This is a genomic window from Acinetobacter lactucae (assembly GCF_013344765.1).
In the GTDB taxonomy this organism is placed as follows: domain Bacteria; phylum Pseudomonadota; class Gammaproteobacteria; order Pseudomonadales; family Moraxellaceae; genus Acinetobacter; species Acinetobacter lactucae_A.
Map to the genome: position 1 here is coordinate 1 of NZ_JABVBF010000041.1, position 22,311 is coordinate 22,311.

24 protein-coding genes are annotated in these 22,311 nt (G+C 38.9%); 17 read left to right on the plus strand and 7 right to left on the minus strand.

Features of this window, described 5'->3' with window-relative positions:
• Window positions 1–230: hypothetical protein (locus HUN22_RS17985; RefSeq protein WP_217488097.1), on the minus strand; the 230-nt coding region annotated here is incomplete at its 3' end.
• Between HUN22_RS17985 and HUN22_RS06345 the strand changes: the two genes are divergently transcribed.
• The 8 genes from HUN22_RS06345 (at window position 221) to ychF (ending at window position 8,703) form a co-directional block, all read left to right on the plus strand.
• On the plus strand, window positions 221–1,456 hold the full coding sequence (locus HUN22_RS06345) for an SfnB family sulfur acquisition oxidoreductase (RefSeq protein ID WP_174727193.1): 1,236 nt from the start codon (window positions 221–223) through the stop codon (window positions 1,454–1,456). The two genes, HUN22_RS17985 and HUN22_RS06345, sit on opposite strands and share 10 nt — an antisense overlap.
• A gap of 12 nt (window positions 1,457–1,468) precedes the next feature.
• Entirely contained in the window at window positions 1,469–2,692 is a 1,224-nt protein-coding gene (locus HUN22_RS06350; protein WP_174727197.1) for an SfnB family sulfur acquisition oxidoreductase, read from the plus strand.
• A complete protein-coding gene (locus tag HUN22_RS06355; RefSeq protein ID WP_174727200.1) occupies window positions 2,692–4,104 on the plus strand; it encodes an LLM class flavin-dependent oxidoreductase in 1,413 nt (470 codons plus the stop codon). Before HUN22_RS06350 ends, HUN22_RS06355 begins: the two co-directional genes overlap by 1 nt.
• Window positions 4,105–4,118: 14 nt before the next feature.
• A complete protein-coding gene (locus HUN22_RS06360) occupies window positions 4,119–4,949 on the plus strand; it encodes a MetQ/NlpA family ABC transporter substrate-binding protein (protein WP_174727202.1) in 831 nt (276 codons plus the stop codon).
• A 13-nt stretch (window positions 4,950–4,962) separates the two neighbouring features.
• On the plus strand, window positions 4,963–5,796 hold the full coding sequence (locus HUN22_RS06365; protein ID WP_151822572.1) for a MetQ/NlpA family ABC transporter substrate-binding protein: 834 nt from the start codon (window positions 4,963–4,965) through the stop codon (window positions 5,794–5,796).
• A 5-nt stretch (window positions 5,797–5,801) separates the two neighbouring features.
• Window positions 5,802–6,878, plus strand: coding sequence for a methionine ABC transporter ATP-binding protein (locus HUN22_RS06370; RefSeq protein ID WP_174727205.1), 1,077 nt, complete (start codon window positions 5,802–5,804; stop codon window positions 6,876–6,878).
• Complete coding sequence (locus HUN22_RS06375) at window positions 6,859–7,518, plus strand: methionine ABC transporter permease (RefSeq protein ID WP_005069679.1); 660 nt, start codon at window positions 6,859–6,861, stop codon at window positions 7,516–7,518. The genes HUN22_RS06370 and HUN22_RS06375 overlap by 20 nt, the downstream gene beginning before the upstream one ends.
• 93 nt (window positions 7,519–7,611) lie before the next feature.
• Window positions 7,612–8,703, plus strand: coding sequence for a redox-regulated ATPase YchF (gene ychF, locus HUN22_RS06380; RefSeq protein WP_004642544.1), 1,092 nt, complete (start codon window positions 7,612–7,614; stop codon window positions 8,701–8,703).
• 45 nt (window positions 8,704–8,748) lie between these two features.
• Here the strand turns inward: ychF and HUN22_RS06385 are convergent, their stop codons facing one another.
• Entirely contained in the window at window positions 8,749–9,270 is a 522-nt protein-coding gene (locus HUN22_RS06385; protein WP_174727208.1) for a DUF962 domain-containing protein, read from the minus strand.
• Window positions 9,271–9,362: 92 nt separating this feature from the next.
• On the opposite strand from HUN22_RS06385, the gene HUN22_RS06390 reads away from it, so the two are divergent.
• Both HUN22_RS06390 and HUN22_RS06395 read left to right on the plus strand, forming a co-directional pair.
• A complete protein-coding gene (locus HUN22_RS06390) occupies window positions 9,363–10,070 on the plus strand; it encodes a Crp/Fnr family transcriptional regulator (RefSeq protein ID WP_174727211.1) in 708 nt (235 codons plus the stop codon).
• 172 nt (window positions 10,071–10,242) lie between these two features.
• Window positions 10,243–10,578 (plus strand): hypothetical protein, encoded by a 336-nt coding sequence (locus HUN22_RS06395; RefSeq protein ID WP_174727214.1) that lies wholly within the window; start codon window positions 10,243–10,245, stop codon window positions 10,576–10,578.
• Window positions 10,579–10,651: 73 nt separating this feature from the next.
• On the opposite strand, the gene HUN22_RS06400 is transcribed toward HUN22_RS06395, so the two are convergent.
• Window positions 10,652–11,122 carry a hypothetical protein gene (locus HUN22_RS06400; protein ID WP_174727217.1) on the minus strand — a complete coding sequence of 157 codons (471 nt, stop codon included), beginning with the start codon at window positions 11,120–11,122 and terminating at the stop codon, window positions 10,652–10,654.
• A 121-nt stretch (window positions 11,123–11,243) separates the two neighbouring features.
• Here HUN22_RS06400 and HUN22_RS06405 point away from each other — a divergent pair, with 121 nt between their 5' ends.
• From HUN22_RS06405 to dapC, 6 genes are all read left to right on the plus strand, one after another.
• On the plus strand, window positions 11,244–11,966 hold the full coding sequence (locus HUN22_RS06405; protein WP_174727240.1) for an AzlC family ABC transporter permease: 723 nt from the start codon (window positions 11,244–11,246) through the stop codon (window positions 11,964–11,966).
• A gap of 1 nt (window position 11,967) precedes the next feature.
• On the plus strand, window positions 11,968–12,309 hold the full coding sequence (gene ygaH, locus HUN22_RS06410) for an L-valine transporter subunit YgaH (RefSeq protein ID WP_174727220.1): 342 nt from the start codon (window positions 11,968–11,970) through the stop codon (window positions 12,307–12,309).
• Window positions 12,310–12,442: 133 nt separating this feature from the next.
• The gene (locus HUN22_RS06415; RefSeq protein WP_174727223.1) at window positions 12,443–12,832 is read left to right on the plus strand and encodes a tautomerase family protein; all 390 of its coding nucleotides are present in this window, start codon (window positions 12,443–12,445) and stop codon (window positions 12,830–12,832) included.
• Window positions 12,833–12,933: 101 nt separating this feature from the next.
• On the plus strand, window positions 12,934–14,151 hold the full coding sequence (gene purT / locus HUN22_RS06420; protein WP_174727226.1) for a formate-dependent phosphoribosylglycinamide formyltransferase: 1,218 nt from the start codon (window positions 12,934–12,936) through the stop codon (window positions 14,149–14,151).
• Between the two features lie 27 nt (window positions 14,152–14,178).
• The gene (glnD, locus tag HUN22_RS06425; protein WP_174727228.1) at window positions 14,179–16,842 is read left to right on the plus strand and encodes a [protein-PII] uridylyltransferase; all 2,664 of its coding nucleotides are present in this window, start codon (window positions 14,179–14,181) and stop codon (window positions 16,840–16,842) included.
• 25 nt (window positions 16,843–16,867) lie between these two features.
• Complete coding sequence (gene dapC / locus HUN22_RS06430; protein ID WP_174727243.1) at window positions 16,868–18,037, plus strand: succinyldiaminopimelate transaminase; 1,170 nt, start codon at window positions 16,868–16,870, stop codon at window positions 18,035–18,037.
• A 54-nt stretch (window positions 18,038–18,091) separates the two neighbouring features.
• Here the strand turns inward: dapC and HUN22_RS06435 are convergent, their stop codons facing one another.
• The 4 genes from HUN22_RS06435 to msrB form a co-directional block, all read right to left on the minus strand.
• Window positions 18,092–18,724: a LysE family translocator gene (locus HUN22_RS06435; protein WP_174727231.1), complete on the minus strand. Its 633-nt coding sequence runs from the start codon at window positions 18,722–18,724 to the stop codon at window positions 18,092–18,094.
• Window positions 18,725–18,788: 64 nt separating this feature from the next.
• The gene (locus HUN22_RS06440; RefSeq protein WP_174727234.1) at window positions 18,789–19,625 is read right to left on the minus strand and encodes an AraC family transcriptional regulator; all 837 of its coding nucleotides are present in this window, start codon (window positions 19,623–19,625) and stop codon (window positions 18,789–18,791) included.
• Between the two features lie 8 nt (window positions 19,626–19,633).
• The gene (locus HUN22_RS06445) at window positions 19,634–20,119 is read right to left on the minus strand and encodes a glutathione peroxidase (protein ID WP_016145013.1); all 486 of its coding nucleotides are present in this window, start codon (window positions 20,117–20,119) and stop codon (window positions 19,634–19,636) included.
• On the minus strand, window positions 20,116–20,535 hold the full coding sequence (gene msrB, locus HUN22_RS06450; protein WP_016145012.1) for a peptide-methionine (R)-S-oxide reductase MsrB: 420 nt from the start codon (window positions 20,533–20,535) through the stop codon (window positions 20,116–20,118). Before msrB ends, HUN22_RS06445 begins: the two co-directional genes overlap by 4 nt.
• Window positions 20,536–20,774: 239 nt before the next feature.
• Between msrB and HUN22_RS06455 the strand changes: the two genes are divergently transcribed.
• Window positions 20,775–22,205, plus strand: a complete 1,431-nt coding sequence (locus HUN22_RS06455; RefSeq protein WP_174727237.1) for a pyridoxal phosphate-dependent aminotransferase — start codon at window positions 20,775–20,777, stop codon at window positions 22,203–22,205.
• The last annotated feature ends 106 nt before the right edge of the window (window positions 22,206–22,311 follow it).

The window sequence follows — 22,311 nt, forward strand, 5'->3', positions numbered from 1 at the left end:
TCTATTTTTTTATATCTTTTTTTACCGTACTTATTGCTCTTTTTCATATGAAAATCAATTTTATGATTAATTTTTTGCACAACAAATTTAACACATTGTTTTTTATAAATTTTTAATATCCATATTTTTTCATTAAAAAGCAAAAAAAATGCTTTGCACTTTATTTCATAAGCTGAGCATAAGTCCTCGTTTAGTCGAAAAATATTTCTTTTGTAAGGTAATGACAGCAATACAAGGTGTCATTATGTCTAATTCTCTATCTAAAACGACGGCATACGTCCAAATCATTCAAAATGATCAACAAGCAATTAATGCTGCTTATCAAGTGGCTGATTATGCCTTAGAGGGTCGTAATACACGTGATCAACAACGCTTATTACCGCATGAGCAAATTGAAAGCTTTAGCCAAAAAGGTTTAGGCGGAATTCGCATTGCGAAAAAATATGGCGGAGCTTTTGTTTCCAATAAAACTTTGGCTCAAGTTTTCCGTATTTTGAGTAAAGGTGATGCGAATGTTGGTCAGATTCCACAAAATCAGATTAGCCTGTTAAACCTGATCGAAATTATGGGCACAGAACAACAAAAACAATTTATCTTTTCAGAAATACTAGCCGGCAAACGTCTTGCCAACGGTGGTCCCGAACGAAATACTCATGACTCAAAAACCTTAAAAACTACTCTTAGTGTTGAAAACGGCAAATATATTTTAAATGGCGAAAAGTTTTATTCTACAGGTACCAGTTTTGCGCATTGGCTCGCAATTAAAGCGATTCATCCCGAAGGTCATGTTATTTTAGTAATTGTTAATCGAGATGCCCAAGGCATTGAAGTCATTAATGACTGGAATGGCTTTGGCCAGCGTACAACCGCAAGTGGTACAGTTAAATTAAATCATGTTGAAGTTAATCCTGAACTTATTTTTGATGAACGTTTATTAACACAAGTCCCAACTTATCGCGGTGCTTATTCGCAGTTATTACAAGTTGCAATTGATGTCGGTATTGCAGAAGCTGCTTTTGACGATACTTTATCGACCATACACAAAGCACGTCCAATTATTGATGCAAATGTTGAAAAAGCCAGCTTTGAACATTACACCCTACAAGAAGTGGGTAAGTTAAATATTTTACTCGACGCGGCAATTTTACTGCTTGATGAAGCGGCTGAGTATTTAGATGAACTTGATCAACTTCAAACTGTGACAAACGAACAAGTAGCAAAAGCTTCCATTTTAGTGGCAGAAGCGAAAGTCTATGCCAATGATGCTGCCCTACAAATTTCTGAGAAACTACTAGAACTGGGCGGTAGCCGTTCAAGTTTAAGCCAACACAATTTAGATCAACATTGGCGAAATGCCCGTGTACATACTTTACACGACCCTGTTCGCTGGAAATTACACGCCATTGGCAATTATTACCTTAATGGTCATTTCCCTGCCCGCCATGCTTGGATTTAAGGAGAAATTGTCATGACTTCATATCAATCAGTTCAAACAAAACAAACGTCGGCATCAAATCAAGCACACATTATTCAAAATGATGCTGAAGCTTTAGAAATTGCCAAACAATTTGCCGAACAATTTAAAAAAACCGCTGTTGAGCGAGACGCTAAGCGGATTTTACCGTATACCGAAATTGATGCTTTAAGCCAATCTGGACTTTGGGCAATTACAGTACCAAAGCAATATGGTGGTGCCGAAGTTTCAAGTCATACCGTTGCTAAAGTAATTGCGTTTTTAAGCGGTGCAGATGGTTCAATCGGACAAATTCCGCAAAACCATTTTTATGCTTTAGAAGTGTTACGCAATACGGGAACAGAAGCTCAAAAACAACGGTTATACGGTGAAGTTTTAAATGGCACTCGATTTGGTAATGCACTTGCCGAGTTTAAAACTAAAACTTCAACTCATAAACAAACCAATATCCGTCCTCACGAAAATGGTTATCTGATTCAAGGCGAAAAGTTTTATTGCACAGGAAGCTTATTTGCACATCGTATTCCAACCTTAGTTTTAGACGATGCAGGCCGAGAGTATCTAGCCTTTGTAAAAAGTGGTTCACAAGGTCTAAAGCTTGTAGATGACTGGTCTGGCTTTGGGCAGAAAACCACAGGTAGCGGCACGGTTAAATTTGATCAGGTTTTTGTCGATGCAGATGATGTCATTCCTTTTGATACCGCATTTTTACAACCAACCTTAGTGGGTCCTTTTGCCCAAATTATGCATGCATCAATTGAGGTAGGCATTGCTCGGGCGGCCTTTGAAGAAAGCTTGCAAAGAGTACATCAAGCTCGCCCATGGATTGACTCAAATGTAGAAACCGCTAACCAAGATCCTTTAACGATTTATGAATTAGGGCGCATTGCTGTCGATGTTCGGGCAAGTGAAGTGCTATTAAAACAAGCTGCTCAATCAATTGATGCCGCAAAAATTGAAACCACACCTGAAAGTATTGCTAAAGCATCCATCGATGTTGCCAAAATACGTGCTCATAGTAGCGATATCGCACTAAAAGCATCGTCTAAGCTGATTGAACTTTCTGGTAGTCGTGGAAGTCAGTCACAAGATGGTTTAGACCGTTTCTGGCGCAATGCACGCGTACATACATTGCATGATGCTGCACGCTGGAAATATTACTTTATTGGGAACTATGTTCTTAACGGTGTTCTACCACCTCGTCGGGGGACATTGTAATGACAGATTTTAAAGCGAAAGAAATTTTACTTAATGCCTTTGATATGAACTGTGTTGGGCATATCAATCATGGCTTATGGACACATCCACGTGATGAATCACACCGTTTTAATGAGTTGAGCTATTGGACAGAGCAAGCCAAAACCTTAGAAAGTGGTTTATTTGATGGTTTGTTTATTGCAGACATTACAGGTGTGTATGACGTCTATCAAAATGGTATTGATCTCACTTTAAAAGAGTCAATTCAACTTCCAAGCCATGACCCATCTACACTCATTTCAGCTATGGCGGCAGTCACTCAAAATTTAAGTTTTGGGGTCACCGTGAACTTGAGCTATGAGCATCCATATCAGTTTGCCCGCCGCTTTGCGAGTCTTGACCATTTAACTCAAGGTCGTATTGGCTGGAATATCGTAACGGGTTATCTAGATAGTGCGGAACGTTTGATTGGTCAAAAAGGTTTAAAAGACCACGATGCTCGCTATGAACAAGCCGAAGAATTTTTAGAACTTTGCTACAAGTATTGGGAAGGTTCATGGGAAAACGACGCAGTAAAAAAAGATAAAGCACAGCGTGTTTTTACAGATCCATCTAAAGTTCACACCATTCACCACCACGGAAAATACTACCAGAGTGAAGGTGTATTTCAGGTGTCTCCTTCAGTGCAACGCACCCCAACACTGTTTCAAGCAGGTGCTTCACCAAAAGGTATGCAGTTTGCTACTCGTCATGCTGAATGTATCTTTATTGGCGGTGACAAACCCGAAAAAATACGCGAACAAGTGAAAAAGATTCGTGCTCTTGCAGAACAGCAAGGTCGTTCAGCGGATGATATTAAAGTCTTTGTTGGCATAACTGTTGTTGTTGCCGAAACACATGATCTGGCTGTACAGAAACTTAATGAATATCGTCAGTATGCAAACCCTGAAGCTGGCTTAGCGCATTATGCGAGTTCAACTGGTATCGACTTAAGTAAATTTGCCGACGATGAAGCGATTCCTTACCAAAAAAGTAACAGTATTGTTTCGATTACCGAAAAGTTTAAAGAGCAACAAATCACGAAAAATGACTTAAAAGCTCAACATGTTTTAGGTGGTCGCTATCCCCTCATCGTGGGTAGTGGCGAAGAAGTTGCTGAATACTTAATTCATCTTTTAGATGAGACCGATATTGATGGCTTTAATTTGACACGTACAGTTGCACCTGAGTCACACCACGACTTTATTCGCTTGGTTATTCCTGAACTACAACAACGTGGTCGCTATAAAACTGCATATAAAGCGGGTTCACTGCGGAACAAAATTTTTAATCGGGGTGATCAATTACCAAAGCAGCACCCTGTTCAAGCGTTCCGATGTAGTCCCTATAACAACAGCAAAAACCTAACAACAATTGAAGAAATAACCGCTTAAATTTGGAGATAGACATGGCTCAAACAGCCTCTAAAAAATGGCTAGGCGTAGGCTTAGTCGTTGTAGCCCTTTTTGTTGCTTTATTCTTTTGGAATAAACACCGTCAAAGTGGCTCAAATGAACTTGTGATTGGTATTAGTCCACCATTTGCAAAAACTTTACAAGCTGCTGCCGATGAAGCAAAGCAACAAGGTTTAAATGTGAAACTGGTGGAATTTTCTGACTGGAATACACCAAACATTACTTTAAATCATGGGGATATTGATGCGAACTTTTTCCAGCATCAACCGTTCTTAGACAATGCAATTAAAGAAACAGGCTTTAAATTAAAGGCATTTGCAGTTGGTGCAGCATCACATGTGGGACTTTATTCAAAGAAATATAAAAGCTTAGATGAATTGCCACAAAATGCACGTGTAGTCATTCCAAATGATCCAGTGAATCAAGGTCGTGCCCTGCTGCTTTTACAGCAAGCTAAATTAATTACGCTTAAAGATTCAAATAATCATTTATCTGCACTCAAAGATGTAGTTTCAAATCCTAAAAATTTGCAATTCATCGAGGTTGAAGGGCCACAAACTGCTCGTGCAATTGATGATGTTGACTTAGCTTTTGGCTATCCGCATTACTTACGCTTAGCAAAAACTGCTGACCCTGAAAGTGCGCTTTTACTTGATGACAATACCAATAAACGTTATGCCATTTTGTTTGTAGTTCGTGATGACTATCAGGACAAGGGCGACAAATTAAAGAAATTTGTTGAGATCTATCAAAACTCGCCAAAAGTTAAAGCTGTTTTAGATGCTGAGATTGGGCCAAAACTTTGGTTCCCTGGCTGGAAGTAATAACGGAAAGATTATGGCGATTCAGTTCAAACAGCATAAGCCATGGTTACTCGGAATTACGATAATTATCGTAGTTCTGGGCCTCGTCGGTTACCGTTATATTAAAAATAAACAAGCCGATGATGTTTTAACGATTGGCATTAGTCCACCGTATGCTGAGTTATTACAAAGCGTTGCCAATGAAGTAGAAAAGCAAGGCGTTCATGTCAAACTCGTTGAATTTTCTGACTGGCGAGCACCAAATGTTGCCGTACAAAACGGTGATATTGATGCAAACTTTTTCCAGCAAAGCGTATTTCTACGTAATGCTGTAAAAGAAACGGGTTATGACTTACATGCATTTGCCGTGGGCTCAGGAAGTCATGTGGGTTTATATTCAAAAAAATATAAATCACTTAAAGACTTACCTTCAAATGCACGTGTTGCTATTCCAAACGATCCCGTCAATTTAGCTCGCGCTTTAATTTTATTGCACCGTGCAGGTTTAATTCAGCTTAAAGACATTAATAATGAACTTTCAACCACTCAAGACATTATTGCTAATCCCAAACAGCTGAGCTTTGTTGAGGTTGAAGGTCCTCAAACCGCACATGCATATAACGATGTCGATTTAATTTTCGGCTTCCCTCACTACTTAAAAATGGCAAAGGTAACCGACCCACATAGCGCATTATTTTTAGATCCAATCGATAAAAAATATGCAATTTTGTTTGTGACCCGTCGCGATTACCAAGATAAAAACCAAAAACTTGCAACCTTTGTTAAAGCATTCCAGAACTCAAAACAAGCACAAGACATTCTGGATAAAGACTTTGGCCAAGGTATGTGGTTTCAAGGCTGGAAATAAGGAGAATGACGATGGTGAGTTTTGGATCACAAGTTGATTTTTCTCTACCCCATATCAAAATTCGTGGTTTAAATAAGTTTTACCAATCGCAGGGTCAAAAACTGCATGCGTTAAAGGAAATTAACCTTGATATCCCACAAGGTAAGATTTTAGGCATTATTGGTAAAAGTGGTGCGGGAAAATCTTCCTTACTCCGCACTTTAAATGGCTTAGAACAAGTTAATACAGGCAGCATTCATATTCATCAACAAAACATTGCTGAATTGAGCCATGCCGAGCTCATCCAAACCCGTCAACGGATTGGAATGATTTTTCAACATTTCAATTTAATGTCTGCAAAAACGGTCTGGGAAAATGTTGCATTGCCCTTGAAAGTTTCCAATTACAACAAAGCAGATATCGACCAACGTGTAAATGAGGTTTTGGCACTGGTGGGATTGGCTGATAAGTCTGGCTATTATCCGTCACAACTTTCTGGTGGACAAAAGCAACGTGTCGGTATTGCACGCGCACTTGTTCACCATCCTGAAATTTTACTCTGTGACGAAGCAACCTCCGCGCTTGACCCTGAAAGTACCGCTACTATTTTGGCTTTACTTAAAAAGATTAATCAGGAGCTCGGCTTAACCATTGTATTAATCACCCATGAAATGCAGGTCATTCGAGAAATTTGCGATCAAGTCGTGGTGATTGATCAAGGTGAGATAGTAGAGGCTGGACAAGTCTGGTCTGTATTTTCACGACCAGAACAACAAATTACCCAAGAGTTGCTCAACCTTGAGCAAATTACCCTGCCTTTTAAAATCAGTCCTCTACCCGATGAAAATTCGACTCATATTATTGTAAAACTGAAATATGAAGCTGAAGCACATCAGGTTCCAGATATTCAAGAACTACTTGCCAGATTTAAATCACCTGTCAATTTATATCAAAGTCAGGTAGATACCATTCAAGGGCATATTATTGGTTCACTTTTAGTCGGTATTCCTAACGTAGAAATTGATATTTCATCTATACAACAAGACACATCAACTGCAATTGCACAATTTGAGGTACTTGGCTATGCACGACCAGCTCATTGATTTATTAATTACTGGAACTGTAGACACCTTACTCATGGTAGGTGCATCTGCGTTTATTGCTTTTTTAATTGGCCTACCTATTGCTGTTGTTTTAGTCAGTACCTCCGAGCATGGCATTCACCCATCACAAAAGATTAATCAAGCTTTGGGTTGGGTCATCAATATTACTCGCTCTGTACCCTTTCTGATTCTAATGGTTGCCCTGATTCCGCTTACTCGCTGGATTGTAGGTACAAGTTATGGCGTTTGGGCAGCCGTTGTTCCATTGACGATTGCTGCTATTCCCTTCTTTGCGCGTATTGCAGAAGTCAGCTTACGCGAAGTCGACCAAGGCTTAATTGAAGCTGCACAAGCCATGGGTTGTAACCGTAAACAAATTATTTGGCACGTGCTTTTGCCCGAGGCTTTGCCGGGTATTGTGGCAGGCTTTACTGTGACTATCGTGACGATGATTAACTCCTCTGCGATTGCTGGTGCTATTGGTGCAGGTGGCCTAGGAGACATTGCTTATCGTTATGGCTATCAACGTTTTGATATGCAAATTATGTTGGCTGTCATTTTGGTGCTCATTGTTTTAGTCATGTTAGTACAAGCGACTGGCGATGCATTAGCCCAGCAACTTGATAAACGTAAAGTTTAAAAGCAATACACCCCTGCTCTAGCCATGACTTTGTCATGGCTTTCATGTAAAATCAGCGACAATTTTTAATTTACACATTTGTGAGTGGTTTTCATGGGTTTTAATTGCGGTATTGTTGGTCTGCCAAACGTAGGGAAATCAACCCTTTTCAATGCATTAACGAAAGCAGCGATTGCAGCGGAAAACTTCCCTTTCTGTACCATTGAACCAAACACAGGTATTGTTCCTGTACCAGATCCACGTTTAGACAAACTTGCTGCGATTGTTAAACCACAGCGTATTTTGCCAACCACAATGGAATTTGTGGATATTGCAGGCCTTGTTGCTGGTGCATCAAAAGGTGAAGGCTTAGGTAACCAATTCCTTGCTAACATTCGTGAAACTGATGCAATCGCTCATGTTGTGCGTTGTTTCGAAGATGAAAACGTGATTCACGTAAATGGTAAAATTGATCCATTAGACGACATCGCAACTATCAATACTGAACTTGCACTTGCCGATCTTGAAACTGTGGCTAAAGCAATTTTACGTTTAACTAAAGTTGCTAAAGGCGGTGACAAAGAAGCTGTAGCAACTAAAGCAGTTTTAGAAAAAATCCAACCTTTACTTGACGAAGGTAAACCAGCTCGTGCGGCTGATTTGTCTGATGACGAACGTAAGTTAGTTCGTGGTTTTGGTTTAATGACTTTAAAACCAACTATGTATATTGCAAACGTTGCAGAAGATGGTTTTGAAAATAATCCACATTTAGATGCAGTTAAAAAACTTGCTGCGGAAGAAAACGCAATTGTTGTCCCTCTTTGCAACCAAATCGAAGCTGAAATTTCATTATTAGAAGATGAAGATCGTGCTGAGTTTTTAGAAGCAATGGGCATGGAAGAACCAGGCTTAAATGTGGTTATTCGTGCAGGTTACGCGCTTTTAGGTTTACAGACTTATTTCACTGCGGGTGTACAAGAAGTTCGTGCATGGACAGTAAAAGTTGGCGCAACAGCTCCTCAAGCAGCTGGTGTTATTCACACTGACTTCGAAAAAGGCTTTATCCGTGCTGAAGTTGTTGCATACGATGACTTCGTACAATACAACGGTGAAAACGGCGCGAAAGAAGCTGGTAAATGGCGTTTAGAAGGTAAAACTTACGTTGTTCAAGACGGCGATGTAATGCACTTCCGTTTTAACGTATAAGTTAAAGCTTAAGAAAAAGCCCCAATATGTTGGGGCTTTTTCTATTTAATGGTTTGAATCCATCATCTCTCGTTTACTACGTGCTTCTTGTAAAATACGCGCATGCAGTGGCTTTCTAAAACCTAACATAAATATAAATTCTGCCAATACAAATAATGGCCCTATAGCAAGTCCAATCACATCATCAACAAAAGCAGGTTTTTTCTTTTCGAAATAATGCCCCACAAATTGAAAGACCCACCCCACCACAAAGAAACCAATACTTGCTGCTAACCACTCTCCAAAAGATAACTGAGCAATTTGATTCGCCAGAGGATACACAGCAACTAAGATAATGAGCATGAGTAAGCCAAAAATTTTATCTAAAATAAAATAATAAATCGTACTAGCTGCAATCAACACCATAGCTAAAGTAAGTTTAAAACTACCAATATCTACCCCAGCTCTTGCGGTTAAACATAAAATTGAAAACACGATGAGTGGAATACCAATAAAATGCGTCAAAATATTTTTATGATTTAAGTGGTAAGCCGCATATTTGCTAAGCTGTTGCTCCAGATTTGACATGAGTTGTTCCCTATTCATCTACATATAGTCATACTGTACAAATAAGGAAAACTTAAAGTTGTCAGCTATTTGACAAAGTAATGTTTTTTTTCATGGATGGGCTGATATTGGATCTTATTTATATTAATCGATTAAAAGAAAATACATGGTTTAGTTTGCTTCCAGAAGCATTCCAAAACTTTATTCTAGAGCATGGTAAGCAAAGAACCTTTGAAAAAAATAGTTATGTTTTCCGTGCTCAAGATGTGTTTGATGGTATTTATACTGTGCTTGAAGGCTCAATTAGCTTAGGTTATGTCGACGTAAATGGTAACGAAGCTCTTTCTGCAATTGCTGAGCCAATTATGTGGTTTGGTGAAATATCCCTGATTGACCATGAACCGCGCTCACATGATGCGATTGCTTTGAAAAAAAGTACCGTTCTGCATATTCCTGCAAAACCATTAAATGAATTACTCAAAGACAATCCATATTACTGGTACTACTTTGCTCGTTTAACTAGCCAAAAACTCAGATATGTTTTCTTAGAACAGATTGCGATCCAAACACGCAGTATTTCTCAAAGGCTGGCTCAACGTCTTCTGTTCATTTTAGAAGGATATGGCAATCATATTGTTATTCAAGATCATCACATCCATATTTCTCAAGAACAATTGGCAAATATGCTGACCACATCTAGACAGACGATCAACCATGAGCTGAGTCTGCTCGAAAAACAGAAAATCATCAAAATTGCTTTCAGAAAAATCGAGATTCTAGATATTGAGAAATTAAAAGTAGTTGCTCAAGCCCATTCCTAATCTTTGTACAGCCAGCTATATGACAAAAACTTAAAACCAAATTAAAAAATTAGATAACACTGCAAATCAAAACATTGTTCAAACTCTATTTCCACAAAATAAATGTGTTAAAGCAGATATTTTCACCCTACACTCAAGCTGAGCAATAATACTCAACAAGGCGCTGATTAACATGAAAAAATTATCAACAATTCTTACAGCAGGCGTATTGGCTATGTTAAGTGTTTCGGCATTTGCATGTCCAAAAGGGACTCAACTACAAGGCGGTACAGGACCGAATCACAAAGGTGGAAAATGTGTAGCGGTACATGGAAAAACTACAGCTCAAAAAGCCAAGAAAGAGGTAACTAAAACTAAACAGGATGTTAAAAAAGACTTAAGCACTCAAAAACATGATGCAATGGTCAGCGCGACACATGCTCAACATGAATCACAGCAAATGACTCATCAAATGAAACAAGATGCTGTGAAAACTGCAAACACGGCTAAAGCTGTCACAAAACCGTAATTCACATTCACTCATTATCGTTTAAAAGCAAAAAAGCGAGATTGATCATCTCGCTTTTTTAGATTCATTAGTTTTATTTTGGTGAAGTATTTCCAAGATTTGGCGTATCGATCGCATCCTTACATTGAGCCTTATCTCGCTCATAGTCCGCTTGTTTTTGGGCAACTGAACTATTGTTTTCTAGCGTTTCGCGTGCCCATATATCTAAACTTGTTAGGGCTTTACGACAGAGTGCATATTTCCCTTCTGTCACTGAGTCCGTCATTTTTACATTAATACGCCAGTCTGTACTCAATTGACGTAAAGGCTTACGTACTTTGTCATCAATTTGGCTGAGTTGTTTTTCATAAACTAAATGCTCAACCGTGTTAATTAATGCCCATGCTTTTTGAGCATAAACAGTTGCATCATTGGTTAGTTTCGGTGCTGGCTTAATTTCTACTTTTTTTTCTGCACCCTGATTACCATTATCACAACCCTGCAAACTAAAAATACTTGCACTCAACATGGCAATATAAACTAAACGAATCTTTGCGTTGAACATATCAAACTGCCGATTAAACATTTCGGCACTATGCTATTAAATTCGGCTACAATACTCAATCTTTCAAGTATTTTTATCATTTGGTTTATTGCCAAGGTGTATTGTGTCCGAACAACAATTGATGCCTGCCCAAACGGCAACTTTTTGGCAAGGCGCCAAAGATAGCCAAGCTATCGTACTCACCTATTTACCCGTTTCTTTTGCCTTTGGCGTTTCTGCTTCTCAGTTTGGTTTTACACCATGGGAAGCTTTTTTCCTATCTTGTTCAATGTATGCCGGAGCCAGTCAGTTCTTAGTTGTTGCACTTTTGGCTAGCGGTTCATCCATATGGCTAACAGCATTAACAGTCATTGCACTCGATATTCGTCATGTCCTTTATGGACCTGCTCTATACAACCTTATTCCAAACAAATTAAATCTTAAGAAAACGGCAGTGTGGGCTTGGGGCTTAACGGATGAAGTTTTTGCCAGCGGAATGATCCAACTTTCACAGCGCAGACAGCAATGGTCCGAGTCTTGGATGCTTGGCCTAAGTCTATTTAGTTGGATGGCTTGGGCAACTGGCTCGTTGTTAGGTGGATTATTTGCCGATCAAGTCGCTCATTTACCAAAGTTTTTACAAGCAGCTTTAGACTTCTTATTACCTGCTTTATTTTTAAGTTTTTTATTAGCAGCGTTTGAACGAAAGCATAGCCTTGTTGTTGCTGTATCTCTAGTAGTTTCAGCTTTGGCCTGTTATTGGATTAACTTATCTGCTGCTATTTTTATTGGTATTCTTTCAGGCATTTTAGCTGGTCTGTTTAAACACTACGTGCTGCAACAACATGATGAGGTTGAGGCTTAATATGAACCTAGAAATTATTTTGGTCGGTATTATTGTTGGTATTGCCAACTTTGCTTCACGCTTCGGACCATTCTTTATTATACAAAAGCTACAAGGGACACAGCAAAGACGCGGTTCAATCTGGCTAAAAATTGCTTTGGGAAGTATTGGTATATCAGCAATTAGTGCCATGCTTGTTGTCGCCACTCTTCCACCACTTCTTGAAAATCCAGATAAAAGCTTAGCGATGCTGATCGGTTTTCTAGTGCTAGCAAGTCTATATTTTAAATTTAAGAAAATTGTTCCGGCAACGTTAACTGCCGCAATTGTTTATGGTCTCATCTATACTTATTTACCTTTATAAGTTATAAATAGATAAACTTATTTTCCTTATATAAAATAAAGCCTAGCCAGAAGCCTGTAAGATTGAAACTTCTGGCGTAAAAATCTAATTTTTGAATTGTTTAAAAAGATAACCTTACTTAATAGAGATAATAATGTCACAAGTTAAAATTTATGCCAATGAACAAACCATTATGCAGTATCGAGAATTGCTTTCTCATGCAATCCATCAAGCGCTTATTGAAGAATTGAAATATCCTATTGAGAAAAGATTTCAACGTTTTATTAGCCTTAAACCAGGAAATTTCATTTACCCTTCTGATAGAAGCCAGCATTACATTATTATCGAACTTTCAATGTTTGCAGGCCGCAGTCCAGCGACTAAAAATCAACTCATTCAAACCCTATTTCGCAACATTCAAGAACAATGCAAAATTGCGCCTCAAGATATCGAAATCACTATTTTTGAAACACCTAAAGAAAATTGGGGCATCCGTGGTAAAAATGCAGATGAATTGCTTTTAAACTATCAGGTTAATATCTAAAAACTACATTTTTAATTGTCCGACAAAATTACTTTTTTATGCGTTATAAGGCTTAACTCCACCATAAGTTCTGCTATGCTTAAAAAAATAATTTTGTCAGGATGATTCGCATGAGCGTGACACTCGGTACCCCACTTCAATCTTCTGCATTTAAAGTTTTATTGTTAGGTTCAGGAGAGCTTGGCAAAGAAGTTGTAATTTCCTTACAACGCCTTGGTGTAGAAGTACATGCAGCCGACCGTTATGATCATGCACCAGCAATGCAAGTTGCACATTTTTCTTATGTGCTCAACATGGCCGATCCAACTGAGTTAAAACAACTGATTGAGACAATTAAGCCAAATTTAATTGTCCCTGAAATTGAAGCAATTGCGACAGAAGTTTTACTAGAAATTGAAGCAAGTCAAACCGCAACTGTCATCCCTTCTGCTAAAGCTGTAAACCTGACCATGAACCGTGAAGGCATTCGCCGTCTTGCGGCTGAAGAACTCGGCCTACCTACTTCTGCCTACCGTTTTGCAGATTCTCTAGAAAGCTTCCGCGCTGCATGTGACGACATTGGTTATCCAAACTTTGTAAAACCTGTAATGTCTTCTTCTGGCAAAGGTCAGTCTCGTGTAAAAAGTTTCGATGAAGTCGACGCTGCATGGGAATATGCAATGCAAGGTGGTCGTGTTAACCAAGGTACGGTCATTATTGAATCTCAAATTGACTTTGATTTTGAAATTACCTTACTTACTGTTCGTGCTAAAAACCCTGCAACTGGTGAAATTAAAACTCACTACTGTGATCCAATTGGTCACCGTCAAGATGCGGGTGATTATGTAGAAAGCTGGCAACCTCAACCCATGACCGTAGCAGCACTCGAAGAATCAAAACGTATTGCAAATAAAGTGACAACGGCACTGGGTGGTTGTGGTATTTTTGGTGTAGAGCTGTTTATTAAAGGCGATAAGGTTTGGTTTAGTGAAGTGTCACCTCGCCCGCACGATACAGGACTCGTAACTTTAGCGTCACAATTTCAAAGTGAATTTGAACTGCATGCACGTGCCATTTTAGGTTTGCCTGTAAACACAGCACGCCATAGTGTTGCTGCAAGTGCAGTGATTTATGCGGGTGTAGATGCCAACAACTTAAGCTTTAGCGGTTTAAATACGGCGTTAGCCAATCCAGACACTGACCTGCGATTGTTTGGTAAGCCAGAAGGTTTCAAACGCCGTCGTATGGGTGTCGCAACTGCACGTGCAGAAAATACCGATCTTGCTCGTACTTTAGCAAAAGAAACCGCTGATCAAGTAAGCGTAAAAACCAACTCTTAATATTTACTTATTGGTAGACCCATTTTCATGATCAATACATCGCCATTGTTGAACTACGTTACAAGCCATCATGATATTAAAGCCATTAATCAATGGCGAACGGATGTAGAAAAGCAATTGCAAGATTCATATGAAAATGGGCAATCTATTCGTGAAATCATTAAAGCGCGCTCAGACCTAGTTGATGAAGCACTGATCTTTTTATGGAAACATGCCGAACTCGACCAGACTGGACTCGGCCTATTTGCTGTAGGTGGTTATGGGCGACGTGAAATGTTGCCCTATTCTGATGTCGATATCATGATTTTATCAGAGCATGAAATTAACGAAGAAAACGAAAAACGTATCTCTACTTTTATTTCCTCTTTATGGGACGTGGGTAATTTCAAACCCGGCATTAGTGTTCGCACCATTCAAAGCTGTGTTGAACAAGCTGCGACCGATTTAACCGTTGCAACAACTTTAATTGAGGCGCGGTTAATTACTGGTAATACTCAGCTTGCTAAATGGCCTCGCCGTATTGTTTCGCAAACATGGACAGATAAAACATTTTATGACGCAAAAATGGCAGAACAAGCCAAGCGTTATCACCAACATAACAATACCGAAAGCAACTTAGAACCTGACATTAAAAATGCACCAGGTGGTATCCGTGATATTAACCAGATTGGCTGGATTGCTAAACGCCACTTCCGAGTGAACCGTATTTATGACTTAGTGCATTTAGGTTTCATTTCAGAGTTTGAACTTGCAGTTTTAGAAGAAGCAGAAAGTTTTCTTTGGGAAATTCGACATCATTTACACCGTTTAGCTAAACGTGATGAAAACCGTTTACTCTTTGACCATCAAAGGGAAATTGCCGCTAAATTTGGATATGTGCGTCAAGAAGGCCAACCTGTAAATTACGGCGTTGAGCAATTCATGAAACGCTACTACCGTACGGCGCAACAGGTCTCAACACTCAATGAAATGCTACTGGCGTATTTTAGCGAATCAGTCATCACCCCTCGATTACCAAACTACGAACGCAAAATTGAAGTTGTTAATGATCACTTTAAGATCGTCGATAATAAACTTGCAGTACAACATCACAAAATATTTGCAGAGCATCCAAGCGCGATTTTAGAGTTGTTCTATATTTTGGCTAATCGACCAGATATTGAAGGCATTCGCGCTCGTACCTTACGCTTACTCATTCTTGCTGCGAAACGAATCAACCAAAGTTATCGTGATAATCCAGAGCATCAAGCACTATTTATGTCAATTATTCGCTCACCGTATCGTTTATACGATACCTTGGTTGCGATGAAACGATATGGTGTTTTAGGAAACTATATTCCTGCTTTTGGCCAAATTATGGGCCTTATGCAATATGACCTTTTCCATATCTATACGGTCGATGCCCACACATTATTATTACTACGTAATTTAAATCGTTTTAGAGAACCTGAATTCGCTAAAGAATTTCCTGTAGTAAGTTCAGTTTTCCAACGTCTTGCTCGTCAAGATATTGTCTTTATTGCTGCATTATTCCATGACATCGCAAAAGGTCGCGGTGGTGACCACAGCGAACTCGGAGCTGAAGATGCGATTGAGTTTGGTCGTGCACATGGCTTTACAGAGCGTGAATGTAAATTAATTGCATGGCTTATTCAAAACCATTTACTCATGTCTTTGACAGCTCAGAAAAAAGATATTTCTGATCCAGATGTTGTTAAAGATTTCGCCGAAAAACTGGGCGATATGGAGCATCTTGATTATCTCTATACCTTAACGGTTGCCGATATTAATGCGACAAATCCAAAACTCTGGAATACATGGCGTGCATCTCTCATGCGTCAACTTTATACGCATGCTCGTGATGTAATCCGTACCGGTTTAGGTCGTCCTGTTGACTACCAAATGCTGATTGAAGACACCAAATTTGCAGCAAGTGAATTACTGGTAAATAACTTCTCATTGGCAGATGTCGAAAAAGTATGGCAAGAACTAGGTGATGAATACTTCATTAAAGAATCGGCAGATGAAATTGCATGGCATACACAAGCAATTTTAAAGCATGGTGATAATCCAGCGCCATTAGTCCTCTTGCGTGCTCACCGTAAAGCAGCTCAAGATGCAGTACAAATCTTTATTTACACTCGCGATCAACCTAACCTGTTTGCCACCACTGTTGCTGTTTTAGACCGAATGAACTTAGACGTTCAGGACGCAAAAATTATCACGGCAAGTACGGCATTTAGTTTAGACACTTATGTTGTACTCGACCGTTTTGGTACATTACTTACTGACCCAGAACGTGAAGAAACCGTTAAAAATGCATTAGTGAAGGCGCTTAGCCAACCAGATCAATATCCGGGACTCATGCAACGCCGTATTCCACGTCAATTACGTCACTTTGATATTGAAAATACAGTCGACGTAACATTAAATGAAGCCTTACAGCAAAATATGGTCGAAATTTCAACACTCGATCACCCTGGCCTACTTGCACGCGTGGGTGGTTTATTTATGATGCAAGGTTTAGACATCCATTCAGCTAGAATTGCAACTTTAGGTGAGCGCGCCGAAGATATTTTCTTTGTCACCAAAAAAGATGGGAAACCGCTGAATAACGAAGAGGTCAAGCTCTTCTCGGAAAAACTGAAAGCTGCATTAGATGAAGCATCTAATCAAATTTGTCAGCACTGAAACTCAACTACTTGGTAACTGTTTAATGAACTCTAGCTTGTCGTTATTACACCCGTATCCATTTGAAAAGTTAAACCAACTTTTTAAGGATACTACTCCTGCTAATCTTCCCTTGATTCCTCTATCAATTGGCGAACCGAAGCACCCAGCACCAGAGTTTGTTAAACAGGCTATTATTGATAACTTTAACCATCTATCAACTTATCCAAACAGCAAAGGCTTACCTGAGCTTCGCCAAAGCATTGCAGATTGGTTAACCAAGCGTTTTAAACTTAACAGCATTAGTGCTGAAAACCACATTTTGCCTGTGTCTGGTACGCGTGAAGGGATTTTCTCATTTGTTCAAGCGCTCATTAACCGTGAAGACGCTCCGTATGTGGTAATGCCAAACCCGTTTTATCAAATTTATGAAGGTGCGGCTTTACTTGCAGGTGCAAAGCCATATTTTATTAATTGCACAGAAGAAAATGGCTATTTAGGTGATTTTGATGCTGTACCAGCAGAAGTTTGGGAAAAGACAGCCCTTCTTTTTGTATGTACACCAGGTAACCCAACAGGTACTGTGCTTTCTAAAGAACAATTTAAAAAGCTAATTGCCTTATCTGATCAATATAATTTTGTTATTGCTTCTGACGAATGCTATTCAGAGCTTTGGTTTGATCAAGCTCCTATTGGTTTACTAGAAGTTTGTGCGGAACTTGGCCGCGATGACTACAAAAACTGTATCGTATTTCATTCACTTTCAAAACGCTCAAACTTACCGGGTCTACGCTCAGGTTTTGTCGCGGGTGATGCCGATCTGTTAAAGCCATATTTGCAATACCGTACCTATCACGGTGCAGCAATGCCAGTACAACATCAACTTGCTTCAATTGCAGCGTGGAATGATGAAAACCATGTTGAAGAAAACCGTAAGCAATATCGTGCAAAGTTTGATTTATTCCAATCGGAGCTAGGCGACTTACTCCCACTACAAAAGCCAGACGCCGGTTTTTATTACTGGTTAAAGGTAGATAATGATGAAACTTTTGCCAAGATGTTAATGGAAAAAGCACATATTAAGGTTTTACCGGGCCGTTATCTATCTCGTGATACCGAGCAAGGTAATCCCGGTGAAAATCATGTACGCATGGCACTCGTAGCTGATTTAGCACAATGTGAAGAAGTGGTTAAACGTTTAAAAGCGATTCTTTAAACCCAGCAAAATTGCATAGTCTTCAGTGTTATTTAGAAGACTATGCAATCTGTATTAGCTATAGACAACCAATAGCACTGCGAAAATAATAAAAGCGATACCAGAACAATAATACAATCCTTTAGCAGAACGTTTAATCTGGGCTAATACCCGCTCTTGACGTAATAGACGAACCAATAATAAATTCCAACCAAAAACCACAGCAATCATCCATCCACTCATCAGTAATTTTTGGAACAAGCTAAATTCTTGTTGAATGAGTAGCATTAAACTACTGTAGAACATAATATTTTTAGGATTAAGAAGACTAGATTGCAACCCCAGAGCTAAACTTTTGAATTTACTTTTATAACTAGACTTTTGCTCAACCAAATTATTTTCTTCAACCGCTATATTTAAGGTAGCTCCTTGAGCGGCCCTAAAACAAAGAAAGCTTAAATAAGCTAAATATCCAGCCCCCAGCCATTTAAGTACTAAAAGAATCGTTGTACTTAAATTTCCAAGCACCATAAATCCAAATATACACACCATTAAGATAAGAGCATTACCCAAAGTAATTCCCAGAATAACGCCATAGGTATAACGCCCCCCTTTTTGTAAAAGGCTTGTGAGTATAAGAAAAAAATCTGGACCCGGAGATAGTAGTGCTAAAAAGTGAGTAAAGGCGATAACTAAAACAACTTCCATAACGATTTCATCTTTAAAACTGTATGGAGTAGCTTAAAAATAGAGAAAATTAATTTCTTGTAAATTATTGCGCGGCTGCAAGTTGAAACTGACGAGGTGTGATTCCTGTATGCGCTTTGAAAGCTTTATGAAAATGACTCTGATCACTAAAGCCTAAATTGACAGCTAGCTCTGCGAGTGAAATCCCTTGTTTTAATTGAGCTCTGGCTTGATTAATTTTTAAATTAATTTGAAATGCATGTGGGGTTAAACCAACATTGGCCTTGAATAAACGAATAATTGCATATCGACTAAGACCCACCTGCTCTGCGAGTTCTTCTAGAGAAATAAATTGTTCTGACGATTTAATAATCTCAATTAACTCCAAAAAATCTTCATACAAATATTCCGTTTTTTGTATTTCTTCTAACATGAAATGAGGGAGTAATAACTGTGTAAGGCAATAGATCAGCGACTGTTCTTTTTCAATAATTAATTTTTCAGGATCAAATAAAGTTTCATTCATATCAGAAAAAGCCTGATATAAAATTTCTTCTTTTATTATAAGTGGCTTATGCTGAGGCAAATGTAAATCTAGACCTTGCTTTTGAAATTCAGAATAAAGCTGATTCAACCATGCTATATCCAAATGTAGCATCTGATAACTCCAAGCCTGATCTGGCAAAGGGTTACATGAATGCTCAATATGTGCAGGTACAATCACTAAAGTACCAGTACTAATCTTTTGGGGTGTACCAAAAGAACTTTGAAAAACGCTATTCCCCTCGTCTATAGCTCCAATAGAAAACGTTGGATGACTATGAGACTTATAACATGTTCGGCTAAAACAAGATCTTCTGGTTTCCACATAAGGCATTCGCCCATCTTGCCAAAACTCAAAAGCTTGAGGAATAGCGTTCATTTAAATGATTAACTCGCTAATGCTTTTTCAATATCAGCTTCTAAAGCTTCCGGTTTAGTCGTAGGCGCATAGCGATTTAAAACAGCACCATCTTTACCTACCAAAAACTTGGTGAAGTTCCACTTAATGCTACTACTACCTAAAATACCTTTAGCTTCACGTGTTAGATATCTGAAAATGACATGAGCTTCCGGCCCTTTTACATCAACTTTAGCAAACATGGGGAATTTCACTCCATAGTTACGCTGACAAAAGCTACCGATTTCTTTATTACTTCCTGGATCTTGCCCACCAAACTGGTTGCAGGGAAAACCTAAAACTTCTAATCCTTGATCTTTATATTTTTCATAAAGTTTTTCGAGGCCTGCAAATTGTGGGGTAAAACCACATTTACTTGCAGTATTTACAATTAATAAAACTTTACCTTTGTAATCAGCGAATTGTTTGATATCTCCCTCTAACAACTCAGCTTCAAACTGATAAATGTTACTCATGGATAGGTTTCCTCATCATTTTTTTCTTGTGTTTTCAGTTGTAATGATGCCGAGTTTACACAATAGCGCAAACCAGTCGGCTGTGGTCCATCTTCAAATACATGCCCTAAATGAGCTTCGCAATCATGACAAACTATTTCAGTTCTGACCATACCATGTGTTAAATCTTCATGTTCATCGATGACACCACCATTGATAGGACGGAAGAAACTCGGCCAGCCACAACCACTATCATATTTTGTATCTGATGAGAACAATTCTGCGCCACAGCAACGGCACACATAGGTACCATGTTGCTTAGTATTCCAGTATTGCCCCGTAAATGCTGGTTCAGTGCCCTTTTGTCGTGTGATCCGATACTCTTCTGGTGATAACTCTCTTTGCCATTCCCGGTCTGTTTTATTGACTTTTCCCATGACATGCACCTTTTATTCTGATGTAAACATTTCTGATGATCGAGTTTTATATTTACGCCATTCATCAAAAAAACACTAGTCTCTGAACGTAAAATTTGTTGGAATTTAAACATATAAAGAACAAAAAGCAAAAAGTAAGCAAAATATAAATTCAAAAGTAAGCAAATTTATTACTAATCTTCTTTAAAGCAAGCAAACATAGTGCTATTCTTATTGGGCACGGTTGTATAGGACAGAACATGTCTCAGAAAAAAAGTGTGGTTTTCCAACAGCTACTACCAATCATCAAACAGTATCAGCAATCGGGCTTTACCCATGAAAAAATTGTTGAATTACTAAAAGATCAACATGATCTGAATTTGGTAACAGTTAAAACATTTAAAAGTTATTTATACCGATATGCAAAAGTGAATCCAGCTATGTCTAAAAATACTGCTACTCTCCAATCCATGCCATCTACTCGAGAAATTAAAAAATCATCGAAGCTTGAGCATGTTTGTTATGACATTCGCGGACCAGTATTGCGAGCCGCCAATGAAATGGAAGAGCAAGGACATAAAATCATTAAGCTGAATATCGGCAACCCTGCTCCATTTGGTTTTGAAGCACCACAAGAAATTATTAATGACGTTGCTCTAAACCTGCCAAATGCAATTGGTTATGTAGATTCAAAAGGCATTTTCCCTGCTCGTAAAGCGATCTGCCAGTACTACCAGCAAAAAGGCATCTTAAACATGCACGTTAATGACGTGTATGTTGGTAACGGCGTATCTGAGCTCATTGTAATGGCTATGCAAGGCTTATTAGATGACGGAGACGAAATGCTTATTCCAATGCCGGATTATCCGCTTTGGACAGCAGCAGTTAATCTTTCAGGCGGCACAGCGATTCACTATAAATGCGATGAAGAAAATAGCTGGTACCCAGATATTGCTGATATTGAAAGTAAGATTACTCCAAATACTCGCGGTATTGTCATCATTAACCCGAACAATCCTACGGGTTCGGTATATCCACGCCACATTCTTGAACAGATTGTAGCGATTGCAAAAAAATATGATCTAATTTTGTTTGCTGATGAAATTTACGACAAAATTATTTATGACGGTATTGAACATGTTTCAGTGGCATCATTAGCGGGCGACCAACTTTGCGTATCTTTCAATGGTTTATCAAAAGCTTATCGTATTGCAGGTTTCCGTTCAGGTTGGATGGCAATCACTGGAGATAAAAGTCGTGCTGCCGACTATATCGAAGGATTAGACATGTTGGCGTCTATGCGTCTTTGTGCAAATGTTCAAGCTCAATATGCGATTCAAACTGCCCTAGGTGGTTATCAATCTATTAATGACCTGATTCGTCCAGGTGGCCGTTTATACGAACAGCGGAACATTGCTTGGGAAATGCTTAATGAAATTCCAGGTGTAAGCTGTGTAAAACCAGATGGAGCAATGTACTGTTTCCCTCGCCTTGATCCCAACATCTATCCAATTGAAGATGATGAAAAGTTAATGCTTGATTTGCTCCGTGCAGAAAAAGTTTTATTGGTACAAGGTACGGGCTTTAATTGGCCAACCCCTGATCATTTCCGTGTGGTTTTCTTACCTGCCGAAAATGAATTACGTGAAGCAATTACTCGCCTAGGTCGTTTCTTAGCCAATCGCCGTTAAAAAAGGCATAATAAAAAAGGCATCTTAGATTAGGTGCCTTTTTTATAAGTTTAGTTTATTTATTTTTATAAAAGAAGAATCACACAATTTCACATCACCTTTAGCA